At 72.1% G+C, this 15,203-nt stretch carries 15 protein-coding genes; 5 read left to right on the top strand and 10 right to left on the bottom strand.

Going from position 1 to position 15,203, the window contains the following annotated elements; genetic code table 11:
* Window positions 1–18 precede the first annotated feature (18 nt).
* Entirely contained in the window at window positions 19–1,113 is a 1,095-nt protein-coding gene (locus IE200_RS08000; RefSeq protein ID WP_456237848.1) for an adenosine deaminase, read from the top strand.
* Here the strand turns inward: IE200_RS08000 and IE200_RS07995 are convergent.
* A complete protein-coding gene (locus IE200_RS07995; RefSeq protein ID WP_191278862.1) occupies window positions 1,088–1,714 on the bottom strand; it encodes a nucleoside/nucleotide kinase family protein in 627 nt (208 codons plus the stop codon). The two genes, IE200_RS08000 and IE200_RS07995, sit on opposite strands and share 26 nt — an antisense overlap.
* A gap of 96 nt (window positions 1,715–1,810) precedes the next feature.
* Here IE200_RS07995 and IE200_RS07990 point away from each other — a divergent pair, with 96 nt between their 5' ends.
* Window positions 1,811–3,475: a substrate-binding domain-containing protein gene (locus IE200_RS07990; protein WP_191278861.1), complete on the top strand. Its 1,665-nt coding sequence runs from the start codon at window positions 1,811–1,813 to the stop codon at window positions 3,473–3,475.
* 104 nt (window positions 3,476–3,579) lie between these two features.
* Here IE200_RS07990 and IE200_RS07985 read toward each other — a convergent pair whose 3' ends face one another.
* Genes IE200_RS07985 through deoC form a run of 3 tightly spaced genes read right to left on the bottom strand, consistent with a single transcriptional unit; the run spans window position 3,580 to window position 6,865 of the window.
* Entirely contained in the window at window positions 3,580–4,446 is an 867-nt protein-coding gene (locus IE200_RS07985; protein WP_191278860.1) for an aldehyde dehydrogenase family protein, read from the bottom strand.
* Complete coding sequence (locus IE200_RS07980) at window positions 4,443–5,882, bottom strand: aldehyde dehydrogenase family protein (RefSeq protein ID WP_191278859.1); 1,440 nt, start codon at window positions 5,880–5,882, stop codon at window positions 4,443–4,445. The genes IE200_RS07985 and IE200_RS07980 overlap by 4 nt, the downstream gene beginning before the upstream one ends.
* A 5-nt stretch (window positions 5,883–5,887) precedes the next feature.
* Complete coding sequence (gene deoC / locus IE200_RS07975) at window positions 5,888–6,865, bottom strand: deoxyribose-phosphate aldolase (RefSeq protein ID WP_191278858.1); 978 nt, start codon at window positions 6,863–6,865, stop codon at window positions 5,888–5,890.
* 78 nt (window positions 6,866–6,943) lie between these two features.
* Here deoC and IE200_RS07970 point away from each other — a divergent pair, with 78 nt between their 5' ends.
* Window positions 6,944–7,552, top strand: coding sequence for a hypothetical protein (locus IE200_RS07970; protein WP_191278857.1), 609 nt, complete (start codon window positions 6,944–6,946; stop codon window positions 7,550–7,552).
* Between the two features lie 7 nt (window positions 7,553–7,559).
* On the opposite strand, the gene IE200_RS07965 is transcribed toward IE200_RS07970, so the two are convergent.
* Both IE200_RS07965 and IE200_RS07960 read right to left on the bottom strand, forming a co-directional pair.
* Window positions 7,560–9,128, bottom strand: coding sequence for a hypothetical protein (locus tag IE200_RS07965; RefSeq protein WP_191278856.1), 1,569 nt, complete (start codon window positions 9,126–9,128; stop codon window positions 7,560–7,562).
* Between the two features lie 579 nt (window positions 9,129–9,707).
* Window positions 9,708–10,349 carry a TetR/AcrR family transcriptional regulator gene (locus IE200_RS07960; RefSeq protein ID WP_191278855.1) on the bottom strand — a complete coding sequence of 214 codons (642 nt, stop codon included), beginning with the start codon at window positions 10,347–10,349 and terminating at the stop codon, window positions 9,708–9,710.
* Window positions 10,350–10,441: 92 nt separating this feature from the next.
* Between IE200_RS07960 and IE200_RS07955 the strand changes: the two genes are divergently transcribed.
* Window positions 10,442–11,383, top strand: coding sequence for an NAD(P)-dependent alcohol dehydrogenase (locus IE200_RS07955; RefSeq protein ID WP_191278854.1), 942 nt, complete (start codon window positions 10,442–10,444; stop codon window positions 11,381–11,383).
* Here IE200_RS07955 and yidC read toward each other — a convergent pair.
* The 3 genes from yidC to IE200_RS07940 are packed head-to-tail and all read right to left on the bottom strand — an operon-like array spanning window position 11,370 to window position 14,190.
* Complete coding sequence (yidC, locus tag IE200_RS07950) at window positions 11,370–12,167, bottom strand: membrane protein insertase YidC (protein WP_191278853.1); 798 nt, start codon at window positions 12,165–12,167, stop codon at window positions 11,370–11,372. The two genes, IE200_RS07955 and yidC, sit on opposite strands and share 14 nt — an antisense overlap.
* Before the next feature lie 57 nt (window positions 12,168–12,224).
* Window positions 12,225–12,512 (bottom strand): hypothetical protein, encoded by a 288-nt coding sequence (locus tag IE200_RS07945; RefSeq protein ID WP_191278852.1) that lies wholly within the window; start codon window positions 12,510–12,512, stop codon window positions 12,225–12,227.
* A 22-nt stretch (window positions 12,513–12,534) separates the two neighbouring features.
* Complete coding sequence (locus tag IE200_RS07940; RefSeq protein WP_191278851.1) at window positions 12,535–14,190, bottom strand: phospho-sugar mutase; 1,656 nt, start codon at window positions 14,188–14,190, stop codon at window positions 12,535–12,537.
* A 51-nt stretch (window positions 14,191–14,241) separates the two neighbouring features.
* On the opposite strand from IE200_RS07940, the gene IE200_RS07935 reads away from it, so the two are divergent.
* On the top strand, window positions 14,242–14,610 hold the full coding sequence (locus tag IE200_RS07935) for a VOC family protein (protein WP_191278850.1): 369 nt from the start codon (window positions 14,242–14,244) through the stop codon (window positions 14,608–14,610).
* A gap of 38 nt (window positions 14,611–14,648) precedes the next feature.
* Here the strand turns inward: IE200_RS07935 and IE200_RS07930 are convergent, their stop codons facing one another.
* On the bottom strand, window positions 14,649–15,149 hold the full coding sequence (locus tag IE200_RS07930) for a VOC family protein (RefSeq protein WP_191278849.1): 501 nt from the start codon (window positions 15,147–15,149) through the stop codon (window positions 14,649–14,651).
* Window positions 15,150–15,203: the final 54 nt, after the last annotated feature.

Here is a 15,203-nt window from a genome sequence, read left to right as displayed (position 1 = left end):
TGGCGGCCCTGCTTGGATGTGCCGGTGAGCACTCCCACGCGCGACCAGGTGCAGGCCGCCCCCAAGGTCCTGCTGCACGACCACCTCGACGGCGGGCTGCGCCCGCAGACCATCGTCGAGCTCGCTGCCGAGATCGGCCACGAGCTCCCGGCGGCCGACGCGGAGTCGCTCGGCCGCTGGTTCGCCGAGTCGGCCGACTCCGGGTCGCTCGTGCGCTACCTCGAGACCTTCGACCACACCGTCGCCGTCATGCAGAACGGCCCCGCCATCGCGCGGGTGGCCCGCGAGTGCGTCGAGGACCTCGCCGCCGACGGCGTGGTCTACGCCGAGGTGCGCTACGCCCCCGAGCAGCACGTGTCCGGAGGCATGACGCTCGACGAGGTCGTCGCCGCGGTGCAGGAGGGCTTCGAGGCCGGCATGGCGGCCAGCAGCGGGCGGATCGTCGTACGCCAGCTGCTGACCGCGATGCGCCACCAGGCCCGGTCGATGGAGATCGCCGAGCTGGCGATCTCGTGGCGCGACCGCGGCGTCGCCGGGTTCGACATCGCGGGCGCCGAGGCCGGCTTCCCGCCCACCCGCCACCTCGACGCCTTCGAGTACCTCCAGCGCGAGAACGCCCACTTCACCATCCACGCCGGCGAGGCCTTCGGCCTGCCGTCGATCTGGGAGGCGATCCAGTGGTGCGGCGCCGACCGCCTCGGCCACGGCGTCCGGATCATCGACGACATCACGGTCCACGACGACGGTTCGGTCGAGCTCGGCCGGCTCGCGGCCTACGTCCGCGACAAGCGGATTCCGCTGGAGATGTGCCCGAGCTCCAACATCCAGACGGGGGCGGCCGAGTCGTTCGAGCAGCACCCGATCGGGCTGCTGACCGACCTCCGCTTCCGGGTCACGGTCAACACCGACAACCGGCTGATGAGCGGCACGTCGATGACGCAGGAGATGCACGGGCTGGTCGAGGCCTTCGGCTACACGCTCGCCGACCTGCGCTGGTTCACCATCAACGCGATGAAGTCGGCCTTCCTCCCCTTCGACGAGCGGCTCGTCATCATCGACGAGGTCATCAAGCCGGGCTACGCCGCGCTCATCGAGGGTCGGGCCGGGGCGTAGCCGCGCCGCGGGCGGCGGTGAGCTCGGCATAGGCCTGGTCGCCTGTCGCACGCCGGCAGCCCCGGCGCACCGCGTGGGCGACCACGCGCTGCTGGTCGCGCATCAGCGCCAGTCCACGGCGTACGAGCACGAGCGGTGGCTTGCGGCGCTCGCGCAGGTCGCGGGTGAGGCGGCGCCAGAACGTCCTGAGCGGGTGCTGGGTGATGCAGTAGGCGGCCACCAGCATCCCCTCGTCGCGGCAGGCCGCCACGACCTCGGGGGCGAAGATGCCCTCCGCGACGAACCAGGCGCTGTCGCCGAGCTCGACCGTGCGCGAGCCGCATCGCCCGTTCTGGGAGATCTCGTAGACCGGCACCTCGCTGCGGCCGGTCGCGCACAGCTCGCGCAGCGCAGCCAGCGCGTCCGCCTCGTGCCAGGAGTCGGGGTGGTCCCAGTCCACCAGTCCGGCGTTGCTGCCGGCGGTGATCCGCGGCAGCGACGGGTCGTCGCCGTCCTTGTAGAAGTCGTCGAGGCGGAGGACCGGCAGTCCGAGTCGCTCGGCCAGCCTGGACTTGCCGGCGCCGCTCGGTCCCGCCAGGACGACCACCTGGGCGTGTGTCATTTGTCAGGCACTCATTTCTTCGTTCGGCCCCCGGACGGTAAAGGCTGGCACTAGTCTCGCCCAGACCCCCGATTGACGTTCTTGTGGGAGGACATCATGAGTCTGGATGACTCCATCGCGCCCGAAACCGCCACCACCTCCGGTGGCTCCGGCGGGCGCTCCGGCAAGACCCTGGCGCTGATCGGGCTCGTGCTCGTGCTCGTGCTGGGCATCATCGCCTTCCTCGCCATGCGCGGTGAGGGCAGCGAGCCCGAGGCCGACTGCATCTCCGAGGTGGTCACGCTCACCACCGCGCCGGTCATGGAGGACCTGGTCGCGGAGGCGGTCAAGGACGTCAACGCCGACGAGCCGTGCATCGACATCCAGGTCACGGCCGGGTCCGTGAGCGACGTGGTGGCGCTGCTGAGCGACCCCAACGCCGAGCTCCCCGAGCTGTGGATCCCCGACAGCCCGACCTGGAAGGGTCAGCTGACCTCGGCCGGCTGGACCGGCACCCCCATCACCAAGGTGCTCGCCCAGACCCCCGTGGGCCTCGTCGGCGGTCCCGCGGTGACGGCGCCCGCGTCGTGGGCCGCGGCTCTCGACAGCGGCAGCCTCGCGATGGCGGACCCGAGCGCGGAGGGCGCCTCGGCGCTGGCGCTGCTCGCGCCGTACGCCGAGATGAAGAAGACGGGTGAGACCCCCCTCTCGATCGAGGAGAAGACCGTCCCGGTCGCCCAGACCTACGGCGAGCGCGCCGTCGCCGGCAGCGCCAACCAGACCGACCTCGCGACCATCACCGCCTCGAGCACCCAGCTCGTGCCGGCGACCGAGCAGGCCTACCTCGCCGCGCGCCGCAGCAACGACCAGCTCAACCTCGTCGCGCCGCAGACCGGTGTGCCGATGCTCCAGTACCCCCTGATCGACGTCAACCGAGGCACCTCCGACCTCCTTGCCTCCGGCGGCGACCTGTCGGCCCGCGTCGGCCGGGCGTTGGGCCGCTGGTTCGCCTCGAGCGCCGGCGTGGAGGCGATCGCCGCCGCCGAGCTGCGCGGGCCCGAGGGCACCCCGCTGCCCAACGACATCGGCCTCGGCGACGCGACGGTGCTCAGCACGGTCGCGCAGAAGACGACCGACGACACCCTGCGCCAGTGGCGCGTGCTGTCGGTGCCCTCGAGCATCCTCGCGGTGGTCGACCTGTCCGGCTCCATGAAGATGGCGCTCGGCGACACGACCCGCATCGGCCTGGCCGTCACGGCCTCGCAGGTGGCGCTCGACGCCTTCCCAGCCCAGGCCCGCATCGGCATCTGGGGCTTCTCCAAGAACCGTGGGGAGAACGGGTCGTCGTGGGCCGAGTACGCCGCCCTCGACCGCCTCGACGCCCCCGCCGCGAACGGGGAGACCCACGGGGACGTCGTACGCCGCGAGGCCGACCTGCTCCCGGGCCGCGTCAAGGGCGGAACCGGCGTCATGGACACCACGCTGGCGGCCTACAAGCACGCGCAGAAGATGTGGGACCCGGCGTGGTTCAACTCCGTCGTGATCATGACCGACGGCGCCAGCGACGACAGCAGCTCGCTGTCGCTGGAGTCCCTGGTCACCCAGCTCAAGTCGCTGCGCGACCCGGCCAAGCCGGTCAAGGTGATCATCATCGGCATCTCGCAGGACGCCGACACCGGCGAGCTCGAGCAGATCGCCGCGGCAACCGGCGGCCAGAACTACCTGGTCAACAACCCCAACGAGATCCTCGGGGTGCTGGCCCAGGCGCTGCTCAACCGCTGAGCCGGCGCGAGCCGGCGACGACGCCGAAGAACGTGGAGCTCCTGTGCCGGATGTCGGCACAGGAGCTCCACGTTCTCTGGGTGACGTCGTGCGTGCTGGCGGTCTCAGACCCCGATCGGGTGCCAGACCGTCTTGGTCTCGAGGAACTGCGTCATCCGGTCCAGCCCGGGCTCGGCGAGCCAGTCGTCCGTGGCGCCGGGAGAGGGGCGGCGTACGCGCTTGAGGTTGTCGGCCGCGGCCACCTCCAGCTCGGTCGCCAGCTCGGCGTCCTCGACGCCGGTGAGGTCGATGCCGTTGACGTCCATGTGCGAGGCCAGCCACGGCGCGATCTCGGCCTGCGAGCCCGTGAGGACGTTGACCACGCCGCCGGGCAGGTCGCTGGTGGCCATGACCTCGCCGAGCGTGATCGCGGTCAGCGGGTGGTCCTCGCTGGCGATCACCACCACGGTGTTGCCGGTGATGATCAGCGGCGCGACGACGCTGACCAGGCCGAGCAGCGGATCGCGCGGCGCGACGACGGCGATGACTCCGCTGGGCTCGGGGGTGGACAGGTTGAAGTAGGGGCCGGCGACCGGGTTGGCGTTGCCGACGACCTGGGTGATCTTGTCGGCCCACCCGGCGTACCAGACGAGCCGGTCGACGGCGGCGTCGACAGCGGTCTTGGCCTTCGCCGCCGAGACGCCCTCGGAGGCGCGGATCTCGGCCTCGAACTGCTCGCGGCGGCCCTCGAGGACCTCCGCGATGCGGTAGACGACCTGGGCGCGGTTGTACGCCGTCCTCCCCGACCAGCCCCCGAACGCGGCCCGGGCGGCGACGACCGCGTCGCGGGCGTCCTTGCGTGAGGCCTGGGCGGCGTTGGCGAGCAGCTTGCCCTTGGCGTCGTTGACGACGTAGGAGCGTCCCGACTCCGAGCGGGGGAACGCACCGCCGATGTAGAGCTTGTAGGTCTTGCGCACGTCGATGCGGCTCACGCGTCCGCTCCCTTCAGGTAGGCCTCGAGCCCGTGGCGGCCGCCCTCGCGGCCGTAGCCGGACTCCTTGTAGCCGCCGAACGGCGAGGTCGGGTCGAACTTGTTGAACGTGTTGGCCCAGACCACGCCCGCGCGCAGGCGGTTGGCCATGGACAGGATGCGCGAGCCCTTGTCGGTCCACACGCCGGCCGAGAGGCCGAACGGGGTGTTGTTGGCCTTCTCGACGGCCTCGGACGGCGTACGGAAGGTCAGCACGGACAGGACCGGGCCGAAGATCTCCTCGCGGGCGATCCGGTGGGCCTGCGAGACGCCGGTGAAGACGGTTGGGGCGAACCAGTAGCCGTTGGCCGGGAGGTCGCACGGGGCCGACCAGCGCTCGGCGCCCTCGTCCTCGCCGACCTGCGACAGCTCGCGGATCTTGGCGAGCTGCTCGGCGGAGTTGATCGCGCCGACGTCGGTGTTCTTGTCGAGCGGGTCGCCCACGCGCAGCGTCGCCATCCGGCGCTTGAGCCGGTCCATCACCTCGTCGGCGACGGACTCCTGCACGAGGAGACGCGAGCCTGCGCAGCAGACGTGGCCCTGGTTGAAGAAGATGCCGTTGACGATGCCCTCGACGGCCTGGTCGAGCGGGGCGTCGTCGAAGACGATGTTGGCGGCCTTGCCGCCGAGCTCGAGGGTGACCTTCTTGTCGCTGCCGGCGACGGCACGGGCGATGGCCTTGCCGACCTCGGTGGAGCCGGTGAAGGCGACCTTGTCGACGTCGGGGTGGGAGACGATCGCGCGGCCGGTGTCGCCGGCGCCGGTGACGATGTTGACCACGCCGGGCGGGAGGTCGGCCTGCTGGCAGATCTCGGCGAACAGCAGCGCGGTCAGCGGGGTGGTCTCGGCGGGCTTGAGCACGACCGTGTTGCCGCAGGCCAGGGCCGGCGCGATCTTCCACGCCAGCATCAGCAGCGGGAAGTTCCACGGGATGACCTGCCCGGCCACGCCCAGCGGGGTCTCGCCGTAGCCGGAGTACTTCAGCTTGTCGGCCCAGCCGGCGTAGTAGAAGAAGTGGGCGGCGACGATCGGGACGTCGACGTCGCGAGACTCCTTGATCGGCTTGCCGTTGTCGATCGACTCCAGCACGGCGAGCTCGCGCCCGCGCTCCTGGATGATCCGGGCGATCCGGTAGAGGTACTTGGCGCGCTCGGCGCCCGACATCCGGGACCAGACGCGGGTGTACGCCCGGCGGGCGGCCTTCACGGCCTCGTCGACATCGGCGTCGGTGGCCTCCGCGACCTCGGCGAGCACCTCCTCGGTGGCCGGGTTGACGGTCTTGAACGACGTGCCGTTGCCGTCGACGAACTCGCCGTTGATGAACAGGCCGTAGGACGGCTTGATGTCGACGATCGCGCGCGACTCGGGCGCGGGGGCGTACTCGAAGATGTTCGTCATTCCCATCAGTCCAGCGTGAAGTAGTCGGGACCGGAGTAGCGACCGGTCGTCATCTTGGTGCGCTGCATCAGCAGGTCGTTGAGCAGCGTGGACGCACCGAAGCGGAACCAGTCGGGGTCGAGCCAGTCGCCCCCGCAGATCTCGTTGACCATCACGAGGTACTTGATGGCGTCCTTGGTGGTCTTGATGCCACCGGCCGGCTTCACGCCGACCATCTGACCGGTCTGCTCGCGGAAGTCGCGCACGGCCTCGAGCATGATCAGCGTGACCGGGAGGGTCGCGGCGGGCTGCACCTTGCCGGTGGAGGTCTTGATGAAGTGTCCGCCGGCCATCATCGCCAACCAGCTCGCGCGTCGGACGTTGTCGTAGGTCTGGAGCTCGCCGGTCTCGAAGATCACCTTCAGATGGGCGTCGCCACAGGCCTCCTTGACCTGGGCGATCTCCTCGAAGACCTGGAGGTAGCGACCCGAGAGGAACGCGCCGCGGTCGATGACCATGTCGATCTCGTCGGCGCCGGCCTCGACCGCGTCGCGGGTGTCGGCCAGCTTGATGTCCATCGCCGCGCGACCGCTGGGGAACGCGGTGGCCACGGCCGCGACGTTGACGCCGCTGTCACCGAGCGTCTGCTTCGCGGTGGCGACCATGTCGGGGTAGACGCAGACGGCCGCGGTGGCCGGGCAGGTCGGGTCGGCGGGGTCGGGACGAATCGCCTTGGACGCGAGCGCGCGGACCTTGCCGGGGGTGTCCTGGCCCTCCAGCGTGGTCAGGTCGACCATCCGGATGGCCAGGTCGATGGCGAAGGCCTTCGAGGTGGTCTTGATGGACCGGGTGGCCAGACCGGCGGCGCGGGCCTCGCACCCGACCTGGTCGACTCCCGGCAGGCCGTGGAGGAATCGGCGCAGCGAGGACTCCGAGCGCACGACGTCGTCGAAGACGCCGAGGGCGGAGGTGTCGCTCGCCGTGGGGCTGGCTGTGGGTGTCACCGACCCAGCATAGAGTTGGGCGCGAGGCCCCCGGCAATCCGTGCGGGGCCAAAGTCTGCCCAAATCAGCGAGGACGACATGGCACGCCTGCAGCACGACGCCGACGCCGTCGTGGAGCGGTTCCAGCCGACGAGCGGCCGGTTCACCGGGTGGCTCGCCGTCGCGCTCTGCGCGGCGGTCGCCGGCCTGGGAGTGGCCTACCTCGACGACGGCTTCCCGGCCTGGGTGGCCGCCGCCGGCCTGCTGGTCGGGGTCCTGGCCTGGGCCGCGATGCTGCGACCGGCGCTGTGGGTCACCGAGGAGCACCTCGTGATGCGCAACCTCGCCGAGACCGTCCACATCCGGCTCGCCGCGATCGAGGAGATGGCCGTGCGACAGGTGCTCGCAGTGCGCGCCGACGACCGGCGCTTCGTCTCCACGGTGGTCGGACGCACGTGGCGCAAGGCCATGCTGACGCGCCCGGCTGCCGGTGACGCGGGCGGCCTGCGGGACGGGATGTCCTACGCCGATTGGGCCGAGCACCGCCTGCACGAGCTCGTCGACGGGGCGCGGCGGGGTGCAGGCGTGCGGCCGGGCTCGAAGGAGCAGCTGGCGCTGCCCGACGCCGTACGCCGCGAGCCGGCCGTGGTGCCCCTCGCGCTGATCGCGGGGGCGGGCCTGGTGCTGGCGGTCAGCTTCTTCGTCTGAGCACTGCTCAGCGGCTCACACGGGCCGTTCGGTTGTTGAAGGTCAGGCACGACCGCGACGCCCAGCAGGTGATGTCCGTCATGTCGCGCGGTCCGGTCTCCCGGGCCCGCCAGCCAGACGGCGTACGGGTCAGCCGGCGGACGCGGCTGCCCGTGCCTGCGACGTAGCACTCGCGCGAGGTGGGGCAGGAGACGGAGTAGAAGTCCGCGTTGCGGGTGGGCGCCGCCACTCGACGCCAGCGGCCGTCCACGCCGCGCGCCATGATGAGGCCCGGATACCCGTCGCTGCCCCCGGCGACGCAGTGGTCGGCGTCCGGACAGTCGAGGTCGAAGAGCGAGAAGTCGTGGCCGACCTCGCGCCAGCGCCAGACCCCGTCCTCGAGGACTGCCTCGTAGGAGTTGGGCATCTGACCTCGCTGCTGCCCTGGCTTGCGCGGCTGCAGCTGGGACGTCACGACCACGCACCGCGACGCTGTCGGGCAGTCGATGGAGGGGAACGCATGGAACCACGTGTCGTCCTCGACCAGGGGGCCGAGACGCTGCGCGTGCCAGCCCGTGCCGTCGCGTCGCGCCACGAAGGCGCCGTAGCCCGCGTCGTGCCGGGCGCGGTAGTAGCCGGTGTAGGTGCACCGAGGTCCCACGCAGCTGACTCCGGTCATGGAGCCCTCCGCCAGCCAAGGTGGCGACAGCACGGGCTGACGCCGCCACCGTCCTGCTTCGAGGAGGGCGATCCGTGGCTTCTTGTCATGCCAGCCGGCCACCACGCACGAGCCCGTCCGCCAGCAGTCGACGTCCCACTGGCTCTCGAGCGGCGGAGCCACCTCGACCCATCGGCGCCCTGTCCGGCGGACCACGTAATCCTCGTCGCCGACGCCTGAGGAGCCGATTCCGACACACCAGTCGCGGGTCAGGCAGCTCGCCTCGAAGGGCCGGCTCCCGGGAAGTACACCATGTGGATTGACCATGCTCCGGTGCACCCACGCCGGGCCGTAGCCGTGCAGTGCCCGCGCGCGCAGCGGGTACTCGTCGGGATCCACGATGGCATCGATCACGACGCACTCGCCCGGTCGGCACCCCAACGCCTTGACCATCCCTTCAGGGGTCGGCACGGCGTTCTCGACCCAGCCTCCTGTCGTCCAGGTCAGAAGCTCGAGGTCCGGCGCACGACGCCTGCCCGTGTAGCGGAGGAGGTGGCACTCATCGTTCGGGACGCATTCGAGCCCCAGCCTCACCGTGTCCCACAGCGAGCTGTCGTCCACGGGGCGACCGCTTGGTGAGGGAACGGCATGCCAGGTCGCCTCGGGTGACCGCGCGTACGTCGGCGTGCCTGCGTAGCCGCCGCCCAGTGCCAGGCACGCCCGCTCCGCCCAGCAGCCGACGTCCCAGAGGTAGTCACCGCCCAGCGGCGTCTCCGTCCACGTGGCGCCGTCCCACTCGAACAAGGACGTCGCGTCCGGGGCGGCGCAGTACATCGCGCTGGGGCAGGAGAGGTCAAAAGGCCTCAGCGGCATCCGGGGGAGCACGCGGACGGCCGCGCCGTCGAACGCCACGAAGTCGCCTCCATGGCCGGCCACCATGCAGGAGGACGCTGCGGCACAGGACACGAACTCGAGGTCCGCGGCGTGCCTTGGGGATGGGAACTCAACCCAACGCCAGCCTGTTGCAGACCTGACGGCCAGCCGACGCGTGTCGCCGCGTTGCGCTCGACTGTCCTCGATCGCGACGCAGTCCGTCGCCGTGCTGCACGCGACATTGATCAATCCTGCGCTGGCGCGAGCGGGCGGCGTCTCCACCCGCCAGGCCGCGCCGTCCCAGCGCTGGATGGCGATCACCTGGTCGCCGTTGCGTTCGAAGCGATGTCCGACGGCGACGCAGGACGTGCCGGTGGGAGAGCAGGCGACCTCTTCGATGACCGTGTTCGCCCGGAGGACGACCGGCGCGGGAGTGTCGGTCCACGTGGGTACGTCCGCGGCTCGGTCAGGCGCTCCTCTCGCCTCCCCTGCGTCCAAGGGCACCGAGCCGGCGCCGAGCACGCTCGTAATCGCGACTGCCGACAAGAACCTGCGTGCCCACCCCATCCACCAGTTGTACGCCGAGCCCTGGCTCGCCGGACATGGTCCGTTGGGCCCACGGTGACCTGGCCAACGGCCCCCTTTTCACGCCCGGTCGAACCGCGCCTCGAGCCCGTCGAGGATCAGCGCGAGCCCGTGGTCGAACTCGTCGCCGTAGGAGTAGTCGTGGCCGACGATGTGCTCGGCGATCATCTCGGCCAGGTGCGGGTACTGGGCCGCGACCGGGCCGAGGTCCGCGATGAAGTCCTCGGGGGACTCGCCGGGATGGAAGGGCAGGTTCACCTCGGTCAGCACGAAGCCGAAGACATAGGCGTCGAGCACGGAGAAGGCGTGCGCTGCCAGCGTGATGCTGAAGCCCGAGGCGCGCAGGCAGCCGATCACGGCGTCGTGGTGGGTCAGGGTCGCGGGTCCGGGGGAGCGGCGCGACTCGATGAGCCCGAGACCCCACGGGTGCGCGGCCAGGACCGTGCGCGCGGAGCGTGCGCGCCTCTCCATCTCGAGGCGCCACGGACCCGAGGCCGAGGGCGTGTCGATGCGCTCGAAGACCCAGTCGGCCAGGCCGTCGAGCAGGGCGTCCTTGTTCGCGACGTGGTGGTAGAGCGACATCGCCTCGACCCCCAGCTCGCGCCCCACGCTGCGCATGCTCACTCCGACCAGTCCCTGAGCGTCCGCGACCCGGCTCGCTGCGTCGACGACGCGGTCGCGGGTCAGGGATGGTCGGGTCACGGTGGCTCCTGGAGCAGCGCGGGGTGGCGGGCTTACGACTGTAAGGCTACGCTGACGACCGAGAGACTTACAGGCGTAAGGTAGGAGTGGGCGTGAGAGCAGCGGTGGTGGAGCGGTACGGACCGCCCGAGGTGGTCTCGGTGCGGGACGTCCCGGACCCGGTGGCCGGCAAGGGGCAGGTGGTGGTCCGGGTGCGGGCGACCACGGTCAACTCGGGCGACGCCCGGATCAGGGGGTGTCGCTTCCCGCGGGGGTTCGCCCTGCCCGGGCGGCTGGCCCTCGGCTGGAACGGCCCGCGGCGGGCGGTCCTGGGCGTCGTCTACTCCGGCGTGGTCGAGGCCGTGGGCCCGGGCGTGACGGGAGTGGCGGTCGGTGACGAGGTCTGCGGGATGACCGGGGTCCGCATGGGCGCGCACGCCGAGCTCGCCGCCGTACGCGCCGACCGGGTCTGCCCCAAGCCCGCCGGCGTGGACCACGAGCAGGCCGCCGCGATCCTCTTCGGCGGCAGCACCGCACGCCAGTTCCTCCGCGACCTCGCCGCGCCCGGGCGCCGCGTCCTCGTCAACGGGGCCTCGGGCGCGGTCGGGAGCGCCGCGGTCCAGCTCGCGCACCTGGGCGGCGCCCACGTGACCGCCGTGTGCAGCGGGCGCAACGCCGATCTCGTCCGGTCGCTGGGCGCCGACGAGGTCGTCGACCACACCGCGACCTCGGTGCTCGACCTGCCCGCGACCCACGACGTCGTGCTGGACGCGGTCGGCAACCTCGACCGGCGCGCCGGGCGACGCCTGCTGGCGCCGGACGGGGTGCTGCTCCTCGCGGTCGCGGGGCTGGTCGACACGGTGCTGGCGCGCGGGGACGTGCGCACCGGGCCCATCGCGGAGGATCCGGCCGACTTCGCCTGGCTCCTCGAGCGCGTCGCGGCCGGTGAGCTGCGGGCGGTCGTGGACCGCACGCTGCCCCTCGACGAGGTCGTCGAGGCCCACCGGGTCGTCGACTCCGGCCGCAAGGTGGGCAACCTGGTCATGCTCCCGTGACGCGCGCCGCCGCGGCCGTGCCGGGGGTGGGGAACCAGCGCGCGACCACGGCGGACTGCCCCAGGGTCCACGTCGAGCTGCACACCCAGTAGACGAGCAGGGCGACCGGCACGACGCCGCCCGCGACGAGCAGGCCGCCGGCGGACAGCAGCGGCAGGACGCGCTGCGCGGCGAGCACCGCCTCGGGCAGCTGCTCGACGGGGGTGTTGGGTGCCACGACGAAGCGCTGCGTGACGTAGGACAGGCCGGCCGCGGTCACGGCGAGACCGGCCACGACGGCCAGGTGCAGGCCGCCGGAGCCGACATAGCCGTGGCCGGCCAGCGAGACGCCGAGCACCGAGGCCGCGCCGAACGATGACACCAGGCCGGGCCCCATCGCACCGACGGCCGCGCCCGCGGCAACGTCGCCGATGAGGTGGTAGAGCGAGAGCCACACGGGCAGCTGGACGAGCACCGGCAGGCAGCCGAGCCGGCTCACGCCGTGCTCGGCGGACACCGCTCGGCGCTCGTCGAGGTGGGCGCGCAGGCTCTCGGCGTCCGTGCGCCCCTGGTAGCGCTCGGCGATGCCGCGCAGGTGCGGCCGGGCGCGGGCCGTGGCGTGCGCCTGACGCACGCCGTGGACCACGAACGGGAGCAGGGCGAGGCGGACGAGGACGACGAGGGACGCGATGCCGAGAAGCCAGGTGCCGGCTGCGTCAGGTGGGGCGCCGAGGTCGGCGAGGGCGTGGTGCGTGGCGGCCAGGACGGCCGCGAGGGCGTGCGAGATCGGGTCGAGCAGGGACATGCGGGCTCCTCGGGAGGGGAGGGACGGGTCTGGGTGCGTGTCGCCCGCAGGGCGACGTCAGACCAGTCCGGGAGCGCGCGGCAGGACCGGGTGGTGACCGGTGTCGGTCGTCCGCCCGGCCAGCACGAGGGGTACGCAGGCGGCGCGGCGCCGCGGCAGCAGCGCACGCCGGGTCGAGTCGGGGAGGAGCACGGGTCCGCCGACGCCGATGAGCGCTGTCGCCGCCGCCAGGCTGGCGACGACCACGAGCGCCTCGGCCGACATGGCCGAGAGCGCGGACGCGGTTGGCGCGAGCGAGACCGCCGCGACGAGCGACGCCAGCGCGACGACCACGGACCGGACCATGGAGCCAGCCTAGCCGCGTGGGTCAGCCCCCGAAGGCCGCACCGCGGAGGTCGGCCTTGATCGCGTCGAGGCGACCGACCGCCGAGATGCGGGCGGCGTCGACCCCGCTGCCGCCGGTGCCGGGCTCGACGGGGATCACCACCTCGAGGTAGCACTTCACCTTGGGCTCGGTGCCGCTCGGACGCACGATGACCCGGGCCCCCTCGGCCAGGGTGTAGCGCAGGCCGTCGGTCGGCGGCAGCGCGGCCGACCCCTCCGCGAGGTCCTCGGCCCGCTCGACGGCGAGCCCGCCGAGGGTCGTCGGGGGAGTGGTGCGCAGCCGCTCCATGGTGGCCGCGATCTCGGCGAGGTCCTCGAAGCGCACCGAGAGCTGGTCGGTCGCGTGCAGCCCGTGCTGGTGGGCGATGTCGTCGAGGATGTCGGTCAGCCCGCGTCCCGCTGCCTTGGCCTGCGCGGCGAGCTCGCAGATCAGCAGCAAAGCGGAGACGCCGTCCTTGTCCCGTACGTGCTCGGGGTCGCAGCAGTAGCCGAGGGCCTCCTCGTAGCCGAAGGCGAGCCCCTCGACCCGGCCGATCCACTTGAAACCGGTCAGCGTCTCCTCGTGCGGCTGGCCGGCCGCGGCCGCCATCTTGCCGAGCAGGCTGGAGGAGACGATCGAGTTGGCGTACGTGCCGCGGCGACCGCGCGCGAGCAGGTGGTGCGCCAGCAGCGCGCCCACCTCGTCGCCGCGCAGCATCCGCCAGCCGTGGGCGTCGGGCACCGCGACCGCGCACCGGTCGGCGTCGGGGTCGTTGGCGACGACCAGGTCGGCGCCCTGCTTCTCGGCGAGGGCCATCGCGAGGTCCATCGCCCCGGGCTCCTCGGGGTTGGGGAACGCCACGGTCGGGAAGTCGGGGTCGGGGTGCTCCTGCTCCTCCACGACGTACGGGGCGTCGAAGCCCGCGGTCTCCAGCACCTGCGCCACCGTCGTCCCGCCCACGCCGTGGAGGGGGGTGTAGACGACGAGCAGGTCGCGCGGGCCGTCCTCGGCGAGCCCGGCGACGGTGTCGAGGTAGGAGTCGACGATGTCCTCGCCGACGAGCCGGCCGGCGTCGCCGCGCGGCAGGTCGGCCAGGGACCCGACGGCAGCGATCCGCTCGGCGATCTCGATGTCGGCGGGCGGCACGATCTGGCTGCCGTCACCGAGGTAGACCTTGTAGCCGTTGTCCTGGGGCGGGTTGTGGCTCGCGGTCACCATCACGCCGGCCACGCAGCCGAGCTCGCGGATCGAGTAGGCGAGCAGCGGGGTGGGGAGCGTGCGGGGCATGACCAGGGCCTTGAACCCCGCGCCGGTCATGATCTCCGCGGTGTCGCGGGCGAAGACGTCGGAGTTGTGGCGCGCGTCGAAGCCGATCACGACCGAACCACCGGCGTGGCCGGTGTCCTTCAGGTAGGCCGCCAGCCCCGCCGCGGCGCGGGTGACGACGACGCGGTTCATCCGGTTCGGACCCGCCCCCAGTGCGCCCCGCAGGCCCGCCGTGCCGAACTCGAGCGTCCCGGCGAAGCGGTCGGCGAGGTCGGTGTCCTCGCCGCGCTCGGCGGCGGCGACGACCGCCTCGAGCTCGGTGCGGGTCTGGTCGTCGGGGTCCTCGGCGGCCCAGGCGCGGGCCTGCTCGAGCAGCTGGTGGTCGGCGGTCATGGGCGCACGCTATCGGGCACCGCCGTCGGTGGGCGCTGTCAGGATCTGCCCATGATCGATCACCTGGGCATCAACTGCACCGACCTGCAGCGAGCGGCTGCGTTCTACGACCGGGTCCTCGGCGTGCTGGGTCACCGGCGCGTGATGGACGTCGGTGTCGCCATCGGCTACGGCACCGAGGGTCCCGACTTCTGGATCAGCACCTTCGAGGGCGTGGGGCCCAACCGCGAGGTGCACGTCGCGTTCACGGCGCCGGACGCGGCGGCGGTCCGCGCCTGGCACGCGGAGGCCGTGGCGGCCGGCGCCGAGTCGCTCCACGCACCGCGGCTGTGGCCGGAGTACCACCCCGGCTACTACGGCGCGTTCGTCCGCGACACCGAGGGCAACAACATCGAGGCGGTCTGCCACGGCGGGGAGTGACCCGGGCCCTGGACGGCCCCTGACAGGCCAGGACGGCATCAGGTCTCGGCGGTGGCCCTTGGGACGAGGTCCGGGCTGACGTGTTCCGCGACGAAGGCGGCGATGTCCGACGCGCTGACGTCGCCGGTTGCCATAAGCCGTTGCGCCGTGCGCATGACCTCGTTCGAGGCGGAGAGCTCCAGCGCGATGCCGTCGGGGTCGCGGAAGTTGAGGTGGTGGCCCAACTCCATGTCGCGGATCGGGGTGTGGGTGACGCCGTGCTCGGCGAAGCGGCGCTCCCACTCCTCCAGCTCCTCGCGGGACGCCGCGGCCAGTCCCAGGTGGTCCATCCCCGTGCGGAGCTCGCTGAACGCGCCACCGTGTGCGCCGGGATGCGTGACCAGCGCCAGCACGAAGCCGGTGGAGGGATGCATGCAGATGCGGCCGTACCCCACGTCCATCACGACGACGAAACCGAGAAGCGCGGTGTAGAAGCGCTCGCTCACGTCGAGGTCCGTCACGGTGAGCGACACGTGGTCGACACCGGAGAAGGTCACCACGGCCGGATCCGACCGTGGTACCAGCGGGACCGCTCGGGGGTCACGGGCAGCCAC

The sequence above is a fragment of the Nocardioides flavus (ex Wang et al. 2016) genome, from assembly GCF_014653115.1.
GTDB lineage: Bacteria > Actinomycetota > Actinomycetes > Propionibacteriales > Nocardioidaceae > Nocardioides > Nocardioides flavus.
This window is presented reverse-complemented; position numbering and strand designations above follow the sequence as displayed.